This window comes from bacterium SCSIO 12827 (genome assembly GCA_024397995.1).
In the GTDB taxonomy this organism is placed as follows: Bacteria; Pseudomonadota; Alphaproteobacteria; order Rhodospirillales; family Casp-alpha2; genus UBA1479.
In genome coordinates, this window is record CP073746.1 from 1,061,851 (window position 1) to 1,074,093 (window position 12,243).

The window sequence follows — 12,243 nt, forward strand, 5'->3', positions numbered from 1 at the left end:
ATTTGACGGATCACACGCGTTGAAGAAAGTATCGCATTGTGATACATAGTTTCTGATTGTAAGATTACAACGCAATGCCCTGAGACTGTCAAGGGAGTCCAGATGCTCGATCTTGCTGACGATGTCCTTCCTTACCCTCCTTCCGAGGCGGACCCCGACCGGCGCGGCAAGCCCTTCGTGGCCTCCGTCGGCAAGTGTTTTCAGGTGTTGAAGGCATTTCGCCGGGGCCAGACGGAACTGCGTCAGCGCGATTTGGGTTTAAGCGAAATCTGCAAGCTGTCGGGTCTGGACAAAAGCGCGGCGCAGCGGTTTTCCGAAACCCTGGTGACGCTCGGCTATCTGGAAAAGGACCCGGGCACGCGACGCTATCGCCCCGGCATCGCGCTGATCGATTTCTACTACACCTTCATGGTGTCACACCGCCTGGCGCAGATCGCCATGCCGATCCTGATCGAGGCGTCCAAGGTTTACGATACCACCGTCAACCTGTGCGAGATGGAGGGCACCGACGCCATCTACACGGTGCGCATCCCCCAGGCCAAGGCCAGTTACGGCACCATGCTGGCCGGGCGCCGGGTGCCGGCGTTCTGTGCCTCGCCGGGGACGGTGATGCTGGCCCATATGCCGGAGGACGAGGCCGATGCCGTGCTCGCCGCCTCGGACCTGCGCAAGATCACCGAATATACCCTGACCGACATCGCCGACCTGAAAGCCCAGATGGCCGAGGCACGGCGGCTTGGCTATCACGTGTCCGATCAGCAGTCGCAAATCCACAACGTATCGACCGCCGCCCCCGTCCTGCGCATGGACGGCCGCGCCGTCGCCGCCGTGCACATTCCCGGCTACGCGCCGCAATGGAACCTTGAAAGCGTCCACGAAAAACTGGTGCCGCTGGCCGTCGACACGGCGCGGCGCATTTCCGATTCCCTGACCGAAGCCCTGTGACGGCCCGGCTGAACCAACAAAAGTATAAAGACAGACCATCCCAAGGAGGACCCCATGCCCGATACTCATCAGAACGCCCAGCAGGGTGGTACGACCGAAACGCCGACCCGTGACCTTGCCCAATGGATTGCCGAGGTCGCGTCTACTGAATTCACCGACCGCCCGCGCCGCTGGGCCAAGCACGCGATCCTCGATTGGTTCGGGGTGACCTTGGCCGGGGCGACGGACCCCTTGATCGGGATCCTGGCTGATGACGCCCTGGACGCGGGTGAGGGCGGCAATGCGCGCCTGGTCGGACGCAAGGAAAAGGTCACGCCGACCATCGCCGCGATGATCAACGGGGCGGCGTCCCATGCGCTTGATTACGACGACGTCAACAAGCGCCTGCACGGCCATCCGACCGTGCCTGTGGTGCCGGCCATTCTGGCGTTGGCGGAACAGAAGGGCCTTGCGGGCCGCGCCGTGGTCGACGCCTTCATCATCGGCTACGAGACCGAATGCCTGATCGGCGAGATGATGGGCATGAACCATTACGATCACGGCTGGCACGCCACGGCGACGGTCGGCACCTTCGGCGCAGCGGCGGGTTGTGCCCGTCTGCTGGGTCTGGATGCCGACAAGGCGGCCATGGCGCTCGGCATCGCCGCGACCCAGGCGGCGGGCTTGAAATCCATGTTCGGCACCATGTGCAAGCCGCTCCATGCGGGGAAGTCGGCCATGAACGGGCTGATGGCGGCACGCTGGGCGGCGCGGGGGTTCACCAGCCGCCCGGACGCCCTGGAATGCGCCCAGGGCTTTGGCAAGACCCAGTCGACGGAATTTCACGGCCTGCCCGTTCGGCCTGATGCCACGGCCCCCTTCGCGGTCGAGGAGAATTTGTTCAAGTACCATGCCGCCTGCTACCTGACCCATTCGTCGATCGAGGCGATCCGCGAATTGAAGCAGCATCATGAATTCACCGCCGATCAGGTGACCCGCGTGCGCACTTTCGTCGATGCCGGCCACCGCAAGGTCTGCGACATTCCGGAACCGGAAACGGGACTTCAGGTGAAATTCTCGATCCGCCACTGCATCGCCATGGCGCTGACGGGCATCGATACGGGCGACCGGGAAATCTACACGGACGCGACGGCGGCCCGCCCCGACCTGATGACCCTACGCCGCAAGGTCGAGGTCGAGGACAAGGTCCACGACAGCCGTCACGCGGCCGAGATCATCATCGACCTGGCCGACGGCCGCTCCCTGGTGCAGTTCTTCGACGTGGGCGTGCCCGCCGATGATTTGGACGCCCAGGAACAGCGCCTGATCGCCAAGTTTCATCGCCTGGCCGACCCGATCCTGGGGGCGGACAAGGCCAAGCGGATCAAGGATCTGGTGTTGGGGCTGGATGACGCCAAGGATGTCGGCGATCTGATGGCCACTGCGGGCTGACGGTTTAGGCGGGGTCGCCCTGGCGCAGTTTCCGGGTTTCGGCGGCGACGTTGAAAAACGCGCTGACCAGGCGCGAATCCCGCCGTTCCATCAGGCAGTTCACATGCGCCGTGGTGTGGATGTCGGCGTTTTCGATCTCGATGGTGCGCAGGTCCGGATGTTTGATGAACTCGATATCCGATACCACGCCGATGCCGATGCCGCGGGCGACGGCCAGCCATACGGCCTCGCGGCTGCCGATCTCCATGACCGGGTTGACGGTCACGCCATGGCGGGTGAGGGCAGCCTCCAGCGCCGGGCGGGTGGTCGACCCGCTTTCGCGCAAGACCATGCGGGCCCCCTCCAATTCTTCGATGCGGATGCTTTTACGCTTGGCCAGCGGATGCGATTTGTGGGCGAACACGATCACCTTATGGCGGCTGTAGGGCATGGCGAAGATGCGGGGATCGTCCTCGACATGAGCCAGCACGGCGACGTCGGCGGAATAGTCCAGCAGGCGCCTGACCATCTCGCTTGAATTGCCGACGGTGACGGCGAGGCGGATGCCCGGATAGGACTCGCTGAAGGCGCTGAGCATTTCCGTCGCATGGTAGGGGCCGACGGCGCCGACGTGCAGCGTGCCCGTGTGGAACCCACCGAAGGCGTTCAACAGATCCTGGGCCTGGCCTTCCAAATCCATGATCCGCCGGGTCACGGCAAGTAGGGCCCGCCCCGTCTCGGTCAATTCAACCCCGCGCCCGCGGCGGAGGAAAAGCTCGACCTTGAACATGTCCTCCAGCGCCTTGACCTGACTGGTCAAGGTCGGCTGACCCACGTTCAGCACCTTCGAGGCGGCGGTGAAGCCGTTCTCGGTGGCGACGGCGTGGAAGGATCTGAGCTGTGTAAATATCATCGGTTTTCCAAATAGATTATATACGATATTTGAATTTGCCCAATAGGTTTGAATTGCCGATTATGCATGTGACCGGTCGCCAAAAGACCGGCAACCCAGGCAGGGGGGGCTCGATGCAGGATCGGAATTCACATCATCCGTTCAACGAACGGTCGACCTGTTCGAGCGCGTTTACCTTCCTTGCCGATTCAGGGGCCGCTTTCGACCCCGCCATCCAAAACAGAATCCATACCGCCATCGAAGCGGGGATCCCCGGCGCGGCGCCGTTGCGCACGCCGGACACGGGAGTGCAACACGTCATGAGGAGACATCCAATGAACTTCGACCACAGGACACGACTGTCCGGTAAACGCCGCGCCGGAAATTTGCTCTCGGCCCTGGCCCTGAGCGCGGCCGTCACGGTCACCGGCGTTTCCACCGCCAAGGCGGCGGAATGCGAAAATCCCGACGCCTTGACCTTCGCCATCATTCCGACCGAGGAAACGGTGGCCGAACTGCAGCTCTACAAGCCGGTGACCGACCGCATGGCCAAGATGACGGGCAAGAAGATCCAATTCTTCATGCCCACGTCCTATGCCTCGGTGGTCGAAGGCCTGCTCAGCAAGTTCGTCGATGTTGCCGTGCTCGGCCCCTATACCTACGTGATCGCCAATTCCAAGGACCCCAACGTCGAGGTGTTTGCGACCTACGCCAAGAAGAAGGGGCACATGCAGGAAGAAGGGCCGGGCTACAAGGCGGCCTTGATCTCCAAGAAGGGATCCAAGTTCACCTCGATCGACAGCCTCAAGGGCTCGACCTTGGCATTGGCCGATCCGGGCAGCACGTCGGGCAACCTGATGCCGCGCGTCGTGTTCTCCAAGGTCGTCAACATGGACATCGACAAGTTCTTCGGCAAGGTCATCTATTCGGGCAGTCATGAGCTGTCGGCCGTCGCCGTCAACAAGGGCAAGGTCGATGCCGCCTTCGTCGCGACCCACCGCTTCGACAATGTGGTCAACAAGGGCGAAATCAAGCTGGATGACGTCAACATCCTTTGGGAATCCAAGCCGATCCCTCAGGATCCCTTCGTCTACCGCAAGCCGCTGTGTGAAGACATCAAGAAGAACATCCGCGAGACCTTCCTGGGCTTGGATAAGGAACCGGGTGCTCAGAAGTTCCTCGCCAACGTGAAGTCCAACAAGTTCGTCGCCATGACATCGGAAGACTACGACATCATTCGCGATCTGAAGGCCGCCAAGGACGCGCGCAAGAAGAAGTAAGGGTACACTGTACCCCGGCGGCGGCCGGGTTCCGCCGGTTACTCCCTGTCGGGGGCCGGCCGCCGCATACTCTTCCCGCAGAACCGGGCAAAAGAACCGGAATGCCTTTTCTATCAACGACCAGACCTGGATGACACATCATGGCCGTCTTGGAAGTAAGAGACCTGCGCGCGCGTTACAGCGCCCGTGGTCCGGAAATCCTCAAGGGAATATCCTTCGACGTCGAAGGCGATGATTTCTTCGCCATCATCGGCCCCAGCGGAGCCGGTAAATCAACCCTGATCCGCTGTATCAATCGGCTGGTCAATCCGACGTCCGGATCCATCGTGTTCAACGGACACGACGTGACCAAGATGTCGAGCAAGGACCTGCGCTTGGTGCGCCGCGACATCGGCATGATCTTTCAGGAATTCAACTTGATCGACCGCATGAGCGTGATGGATAACGTGCTGGCCGGGCGTCTTGGCTACACCGGCAATCTGCGCACCCTGTTTCGCATGTTCCCGCGCAAGGACATCGACCACGCCCTGCATCTGCTCGACCGGGTCGGCCTATCTGACCACGTGGACAAGCGCGCGGATGAGCTTTCAGGCGGTCAGCGTCAGCGCGTCGGCATCGCCCGCGCCCTGATGCAGGACCCCAAGCTGATGCTGCTGGACGAGCCGACTTCGGCGCTTGATCCCAAGATCTCGCGCGAGATCATGGCCCTGATCAAGGAAATGGCGCAGGAACTGAACGTGCCCTGCCTGTGCAACATCCACGACGTCAAGCTGGCCATGGAATTCTGCAACAAGATGATCGGCCTGCAGGACGGCATGACCATGTTTGCCGGCCCGACGGAACAGATGAACGAGGCGAAGCTCGACGAGATCTACGCCATGGAAGTTCTGTGAGGCGCGGGGAATGGACAACGTCACAGGATACCGTGTTATGGACATGAGAACCGACGAGATCCTGGCGCGCCGCACCCGGCGCCAGCGCAAGGCCGCTATCGTCGCGGCGGCGTTGTTCGGACTTGTCGTCTGGAGTGTCGACGTCACCGTGGTCCAGGATACGGACTGGGAACGCATCGGCAGCCTGGGCGAGGTCATGGAGGCCGCCGGGCAGTTTGCCGGGATCGATTTCTCCCTGTTCCCGAGCCTGATCGGCCCGACCCTGGAAACCCTGTTGATTGCCTGTCTTGGCACGGCGATGGGCGCAGTCCTCTGCGTGCCGGCGACCTGGTTCGGGGCCATGAACATCACGCCTTTCGCGCCGATTACATATCCCATCGCGCGCCTGATGATGACCCTCAGCCGCTCGGTCCATGAAATCGTCTGGGCCCTGTTCTTCGTCGCGGTGTTCGGGCTGGGTGCTATGGCCGGGGTGTTCGCCATCGCCATGCGCTCTATCGGCTTCATCGCCAAATTGTCGGCCGAGGCCATCGAGGACATTGATCCAGGCCCCGTCGAGGCCATGCGGGCGACCGGCGCCAATACGTTTCAGGTCATGCTCTATGCCATCCTGCCGCAGGTCCTGCCGCAGGTCATCGGCACGGTGATTTTCGAATGGGAAATCAATATCCGCCGCTCGGCCGTGCTTGGTCTGGTCGGCGCCGGGGGCCTTGGGCTGGTGTTTTTCCGCCAGATGAACACTTTCAACTTCCACGGCGTGACGTCGGTGATCATCGCCATTCTGGCCATCATTTTCCTGGGCGAGGCGATCTCTCACGCGATCCGCCGGCGCATGATTTAGGGGGCCGCCATGACATCCAACGCACCTTCAGCCGCCGTCCTTCCCAAAAAGTGGTCGCGCTTTAAATATCCGGACTCGTTCTACAGCTATGCCGGCTGGCTTATTGCCTTCACGGTCGTGGTGTTCAGTATCGAATATCTGAACATCCCGCTCGACCGTCTGTTCGGCATGTTCGGGCGCATGGGTGAGGTCGTTGCCCAGCGATACTATCCACCGGACATCGAATACATCATGGACCGGGATTACCTGGGCTATGTCGTCGAAACCATTCAGATGGCCTATTTGGGCGCCCTGTTCGGTCTTCTTATCACGATCCCCCTGGCCTGGTTCGCGGCCTACAACATGACGCCGTCCAAGTGGTTCGTATATCCGGGCGCACGCGTGTTCTCCATGTCCTGTCGGGCTGTGCACGAGACCATCTGGACCATCCTGTTCGTCTCGATCCTCGGCTACGGCATGTTGCCGGGCGTGCTGGCCCTGACCCTGTTCAGCGCCGGGTTCGCGGCCAAACTGTTCGCCGAAGAGATCGAGGCCATCGACATGGGCCAGGTCGAGGCCATGCGTGCGACCGGCGCCAACCTGTTCCAGGTCATGGTGTTCGGCGTGTTCCCGCAGGTCCGCGTCGCTTTCACCGGCATCGCCATCTACACCTGGGACGTGGCGTTCCGGGCGGCGACGGTGGTCGGCTTCTTCGGGGCCGGCGGCATGGGCTGGTACCTCAAGCGCAGCGTGCTGCAAATCGAGACGGAGCGCGTCGCGGCGATCATCTTGTCGATCATCGCACTGGTCCTGATTTCCGAACTTTTGTCCGCCTGGGCGCGTAACACCGTCATGAAGATGAAGTGACGGGCGCCGACATCTTGCCAATACCACCCGGCGCCCCAAGCGGCGCCATCCGATGAACGGAGATAACAGAATGCAGAAGAATGGCCGGGCCGTCGTCTACGATGCGCCGAACGCGCCCTTTGTCGTCCGCGAATTTCCCGTGCGTGACGTCCACCCGGACGAGGTTCTGGTGCGCATCACCATGTCGACCATCTGCCGGTCCGACATCCATTCCTACCAGGGTCATCGGCCTAATCCCTGTCCCGGTATCCTGGGTCACGAGATCGTCGGTGTGATCGAACAGCTGGGGGCTGAGCGAAAGGCCGACCTGCGCGGCGACAAGCTGGCCGTGGGCGACCGCGTGACCTGGACCGAGTTCTTCCACAACGGCGATTCCTATTACGCCGATGTCCACGACATGCCGCAAAAGGCCCATGGCCTGCGCAAATACGGCCACGATCTGGCCGAGGAAGACCCGCACTTTCTGGGCGGCTTTGCCGATTATTGCTACATCATGCCGGGCACGGGAATTCTCAAGCTGCCGGATGAAATCTCGGATGAGGAGGCGACGCCGCTCAACTGCGGGGCCGCGACCATGGTTTCCGTGACCGAGGCCGGTGAAATCGACGTCGGCGACACGGTCGTCGTCCAGGGACTGGGTCTATTAGGGCTGTACGGCTGCGCCATCGCCAAGGCACGCGGTGCGCGCAAGGTGATTGGCCTGGATGCTGTACCAGACCGCCTGGACCTGGCCGCCAAGTTCGGCTGCGACGTGACTTTCGATGTGTCCAAGCTGAGCGACGAACAACTGGTCGCCGCCGTGCGCGCGGAATGCCCGCCCGACGGGGCCGACGTCGGGATCGAGGTCTGCGGTCTGCCCAGCGTCATCCCGGCGGGACTGAAGATGCTTCGCGTCGGCGGGCGCTACGTACTGGGTGGGTTGGTCAATCCCAACGCCATGTTCACCGTCGACGGCAACGAAATTTTGCGCCGTTGGATCACCATCCGGGGGGTACACAACTACCACCCCCGGCATTTGATCCAGGCACTTGATTTCGTCATGGCCAACCGCGACCGATTCCCGTTCAAGGATCTGGTCGATTCCAAGTTCACCTTGGATCAATTGAACGAAGCCTTTGCCCGCGCGGCCGACCGGTCGGTCCTGCGCGCGGCGATCGTGCCCTAACCTGAACCTGAACGGACGGCCTGTTCGGGGCGATCAGCCCTCGAACAGGCTGCCCGTGGGCAGGGGCACCAGAAGCACCTCGCGGAACAGATAGAAAAAGCCCAGCACGATCGCGGTGCCGATCAGCGGATAGACCAGGATGCGAAAGCGTGTCCAGGGATCGTACATGGCGATCAGGGTCAGGGCCGCGAACACGGGCAGGGCCGCACCGATGAAGCCGACCACGGGCATCGCGATGGTGCCGCCCAGCATGACGGCGACCAGCAGCATGCGCCGTGCCGACGACCCGCCTTCCGGCGCCGCGCCGGCCTTGGCCCGGCCCAACAGCCACATCACGATATAGGCCAGAGAGGCCGCGATCAGGACGCCTGCGAAGGTGCGCGGGAACACGGCGGAATCCCTGTCCATGTAGCTTAGGGAATCCCAGATCACCAGGCAGGCGATGCCGATCATGACCGCCGAAATGATGGCGCCGCCGGTGTCTTTCCGATCGTCAGTCTGCATGGGCCTGGTCCTTGATCTTCTTCAGCCGAGCCAGCACGAAGGGGCTCAGCAGGGTGAACAGGGTGAATACGATGATGGCGATGGAGATCGGTCGCCCGAAGAACATGCCCATCTGGTTTTCCGTGGCGCGCCCGATGGTCCAGGCCTGCACGAAGCCTGATTCCGCGATCGGCCCCAGGATCAGGCCAAGCACGATGGGCGATGCTGTGAAGCCGAACCGTCCGATGATCCAGCCGAACCCACCGAGAACGATCATGATGATGACGTCGCTGATGTTGTTGCGGATGGCGTAGCTGCCGATGATCGTCATGAAGGCGATGGCCGGCACCAGCAGGGCCTTGGGCAGGGTGATGATGGTGCGATAGGCGTAACGTCCGATGAACAAGCCCGTGGGCAGCATCAGTATGGTCGCCAGGATCAGGCCCCAGATGAAGGTGTAGACGATCTCGCCCTGATTGGCGAACAGGCTGGGCCCGGTCCGCACACCCTGAACCAGGAGGGCGCCCAGGATCACCGCGTCCGGTGGCGTGCCGGGAATGCCCAGCACCAGGGTCGGGATGAAGCCCCCGCCGACGGTGGCGTTGTTGGCGGATTCAGAGGCGATGATGCCGCCCGGTTCGCCCTTGCCGTACTTCTGGCCCGGTTTCGCCGTGCGCTGGGCCTCGGAATAGGACACCAGGCTGGCGATGGAGCCGCCGGCACCCGGCAGAATGCCGACCACAGTGCCGATCACGGCCGAGCGGACGGCGTTGATTTTGTCGCCCCATAGGTAGCGCACGGCCTCGCCCAGGCGGAACCCGCGCGATCCGGAATCGACCTTCAGGTGGTGGCCCGGCTGCGCGACCAGGTCGATCAGCACGGGAATGCAGAACAGGCCGATCAGGGCGGCGACGATCTGGATTCCGCTGAGCATGGTCTGCGAGCCGAAGGTCAGGCGCACGTCGCCCGCGACTTCGGCGACCCCGATGCAGGACAAAAGCAGGCCGAGCGCGCCGCCGGCGACGCCCTTGATCAGGCTGCCCTCGGACAGGGCGGCGATCAGCGACAAGCCGAAGATGGCGAGCCAGAAGTATTCAACGGGGCCGAAGGCGAGCGCGACCTCGGACAGCGGCGGGGCCAGGGTCATCAAGGCCACGGCGCCGATCAGGCCGCCGATGACGCTGGCCAGGCAGGCGATGGTGATGGCGTAGTCACCGTCGCCTTTTTTGGCGAGCGGATAGCCGTCGAAAGTGGTCGCGATGGCGGACGGCGTGCCCGGTGTGTTGAGAAGGATCGCCGAATAGGCGCCGCCGTAGATGGCACCGGTGTAGATCGCGCCCATCAAAATAAGTGCCGATGAGGTCGGCATGGCGAAGGTGAGGGGTACCAGCACCGCCACCGACATGGTTGCGGTCAAGCCCGGAATGGCGCCGATCACCGTGCCGGCGACAACGCCGAACAGGGCGAAAGCCAGATTGAGCGGCGTCAGCGCGGTGAGCAGATGCTCAAACCCTGCCATGGAACGTCTCCGTGGAAATTGAATTGGGCCGATGAAGCGGCCCGGGGGAGGTAAGCAGTCACGGACCGGCTTGATCGGCCGGCCCGTGACGGTTTCGGCTGCTTACTTCAGCATACCCGCTTCCTTGGCGGCGGCGGTCACGTCCTCAGCGAACTTGGCGAGGAAGTCTTCCGCCGATTTGCCATAGGCGTAATCAACGGGGGCGAAGCCGCCTTCTTCCATCTTCTTGAGGAAGGCGGGGTCTTCGTTGACCGCCTTGATCATGGCCGTCAGCTTCTGGCGGATCGGTTCCGGCGTCGATTTCGGAACGGCGATGCCGCGATAGGCGCCGGACACGATGTCGATGCCCAGTTCCTTGAAGGTCGGCACGTCAGGGAAGCGGGGATGGCGCTTTTCCATGGCGACGGCCAAAAGGCGCGTCTTCTCATAGTTGGCGGCCACGGTGGTGAAGGCCATGGCGGCGGTCACCTGCTTGCCCATCAGGGCGGCGACGCTGGCACCTGTGCCCTTGAACGGAACATAGGTGGATTTCACGCCCGCCAGTTTGTCGAAGCGGACCTGTGCCAGATGCGGCGCGGTGCCCTTGCCCGAGCCGGAGAAGATCAGCTTGCCCGGGTTTTCCTTGGCGAACTTGATCAGATCCTGCAGCGTCTTGAAGGGGCTGTCGTCGGTGACCACGATGGCGTCCGGCGTGTAATGGAACCAGTACAGCATGGTGATTTCGTCGGTCTTGTAGCCGACGTCTTTCTGCTGCGGCTGCAGGACGATGTGCGGCAGGTTGACGCCCATCATGGTGTAGCCGTCGCCCTTTAGGGAATTCAGGCCGGACCAGCCCACGGCGCCGCCGGCACCCGGCTTGTAGGAAATGACCAGGTCCTGGTTGAACTTGTCCTTGAAGAAGGGCTGCTGCATGCGGGCGGTGATGTCGGATTCGCCGCCGGGGCCGAAGGGAATGATGTAGCTGATGGGCTTTTCCGGGTATTCGGCCTGGGCCGGCGCGGATTGGGCGGTCATGCCGATTCCTGCGGCAAGCGCCAGGGCTGCCCCCGTCAATACGAGAGAGCGTCGGGTGGTCTTCATCGTTGTTTCCTCCTGGTGGGGTTGGTAATCGAAGTTTGGTTTTTGCTCTTGTTGTTCTTGTCGTGTTGTCGTCGGCCGGGGTCGCCGGAGCGTTGAGCCCACCGGCCGATTTGCCCGCGCCGGGCGTCTATCCCATATCCCCGACCGAGGCCGGGGACAAGTCGATTTCAAGGCTGACCACGTCGCCGCGATAGGTGATCTCGGCGATGTATATACAGATGCCGGCACGGTCGCCGATCGTCCGGCGCACATTGGCGACAGGGGCGCCCAAGGGAAGGTCCAGGCGTTCTGCCGCTTCCTGGCCGGCGCCGTCGACGGTCAGAGTCTGGTGGACCTTGCCGATGGCAATGTCGGGCATGGCGGCCAATATGGGCACGACGATGTTGGTGCGGAACTGGTCGGGGGCGCGCAGGTAGATGTCGGCGGCCAGGTAGATGTCGATCAGGCAGAACGGTTCGTCGTCCCGGTAATGGACACGCTTGATGTGCTGGTAGGCGGTCGCCGGCTTGCCTTCGCCGTCCAGAATACGTGGTTGGCGTTCGGCGCTTTCGACCAGGATCAGCTTCGGCTGCAGGGGCTCGACCATGCGCACGAAGGAATTCCAGTCGGACGCCAACGGCAGCCAACGCTGCTCCCGCGGTTCGCACTCGACAAAGGTGCCGAGCCCGTGGCGGCGTTTGATCAGGCCCTCGGATTCCAAAACCCCGATGGCTTGACGCATTGTCGCGCGGGCCACGTTGAAGCGGGTGGCAAGGTCGTCGATGGCGGGAAGCTGTTGGCCCAGGGACCAGTGGCCGGCCTCGATCTCGCCGCGCAAGGTGTTCGCGACCTGGGCGTAGAGCGGCATGGTATGGCGACGGGCGCGGGGCGGCAGCATCATTGTCGATCC

At 62.6% G+C, this 12,243-nt stretch carries 12 protein-coding genes; 7 read left to right on the forward strand and 5 right to left on the reverse strand.

What is annotated here, in order from left to right:
* The first annotated feature begins 102 nt into the window (after positions 1 to 102).
* Entirely contained in the window at positions 103 to 945 is an 843-nt protein-coding gene (locus KFF05_05035) for a helix-turn-helix domain-containing protein (protein ID UTW52729.1), read from the forward strand.
* 54 nt (positions 946 to 999) lie between these two features.
* Positions 1,000 to 2,376 carry an MmgE/PrpD family protein gene (locus KFF05_05040; GenBank protein UTW52730.1) on the forward strand — a complete coding sequence of 459 codons (1,377 nt, stop codon included), beginning with the start codon at positions 1,000 to 1,002 and terminating at the stop codon, positions 2,374 to 2,376.
* Between the two features lie 4 nt (positions 2,377 to 2,380).
* Here KFF05_05040 and KFF05_05045 read toward each other — a convergent pair whose 3' ends face one another.
* Complete coding sequence (locus KFF05_05045) at positions 2,381 to 3,268, reverse strand: LysR family transcriptional regulator (GenBank protein UTW52731.1); 888 nt, start codon at positions 3,266 to 3,268, stop codon at positions 2,381 to 2,383.
* 314 nt (positions 3,269 to 3,582) lie between these two features.
* On the opposite strand from KFF05_05045, the gene KFF05_05050 reads away from it, so the two are divergent.
* From KFF05_05050 to KFF05_05070, 5 genes are all read left to right on the forward strand, one after another.
* Positions 3,583 to 4,527: a phosphate/phosphite/phosphonate ABC transporter substrate-binding protein gene (locus tag KFF05_05050; protein UTW52732.1), complete on the forward strand. Its 945-nt coding sequence runs from the start codon at positions 3,583 to 3,585 to the stop codon at positions 4,525 to 4,527.
* 140 nt (positions 4,528 to 4,667) lie between these two features.
* Positions 4,668 to 5,420, forward strand: a complete 753-nt coding sequence (gene phnC, locus KFF05_05055; GenBank protein ID UTW52733.1) for a phosphonate ABC transporter ATP-binding protein — start codon at positions 4,668 to 4,670, stop codon at positions 5,418 to 5,420.
* A gap of 10 nt (positions 5,421 to 5,430) precedes the next feature.
* A complete protein-coding gene (phnE, locus tag KFF05_05060; GenBank protein UTW52734.1) occupies positions 5,431 to 6,261 on the forward strand; it encodes a phosphonate ABC transporter, permease protein PhnE in 831 nt (276 codons plus the stop codon).
* A gap of 9 nt (positions 6,262 to 6,270) precedes the next feature.
* Complete coding sequence (gene phnE / locus KFF05_05065) at positions 6,271 to 7,107, forward strand: phosphonate ABC transporter, permease protein PhnE (protein UTW52735.1); 837 nt, start codon at positions 6,271 to 6,273, stop codon at positions 7,105 to 7,107.
* 70 nt (positions 7,108 to 7,177) lie between these two features.
* Positions 7,178 to 8,272 carry a zinc-binding dehydrogenase gene (locus KFF05_05070; protein UTW52736.1) on the forward strand — a complete coding sequence of 365 codons (1,095 nt, stop codon included), beginning with the start codon at positions 7,178 to 7,180 and terminating at the stop codon, positions 8,270 to 8,272.
* A gap of 33 nt (positions 8,273 to 8,305) precedes the next feature.
* On the opposite strand, the gene KFF05_05075 is transcribed toward KFF05_05070, so the two are convergent.
* The 4 genes from KFF05_05075 to KFF05_05090 all read right to left on the reverse strand — a co-directional run bounded on the left by KFF05_05075 (position 8,306) and on the right by KFF05_05090 (position 12,234).
* A complete protein-coding gene (locus KFF05_05075; GenBank protein UTW52737.1) occupies positions 8,306 to 8,776 on the reverse strand; it encodes a tripartite tricarboxylate transporter TctB family protein in 471 nt (156 codons plus the stop codon).
* Complete coding sequence (locus KFF05_05080) at positions 8,766 to 10,274, reverse strand: tripartite tricarboxylate transporter permease (protein ID UTW52738.1); 1,509 nt, start codon at positions 10,272 to 10,274, stop codon at positions 8,766 to 8,768. Before KFF05_05080 ends, KFF05_05075 begins: the two co-directional genes overlap by 11 nt.
* Before the next feature lie 102 nt (positions 10,275 to 10,376).
* Positions 10,377 to 11,354 (reverse strand): tripartite tricarboxylate transporter substrate binding protein, encoded by a 978-nt coding sequence (locus tag KFF05_05085; GenBank protein UTW52739.1) that lies wholly within the window; start codon positions 11,352 to 11,354, stop codon positions 10,377 to 10,379.
* 127 nt (positions 11,355 to 11,481) lie between these two features.
* On the reverse strand, positions 11,482 to 12,234 hold the full coding sequence (locus tag KFF05_05090; protein UTW52740.1) for a GntR family transcriptional regulator: 753 nt from the start codon (positions 12,232 to 12,234) through the stop codon (positions 11,482 to 11,484).
* Positions 12,235 to 12,243: the final 9 nt, after the last annotated feature.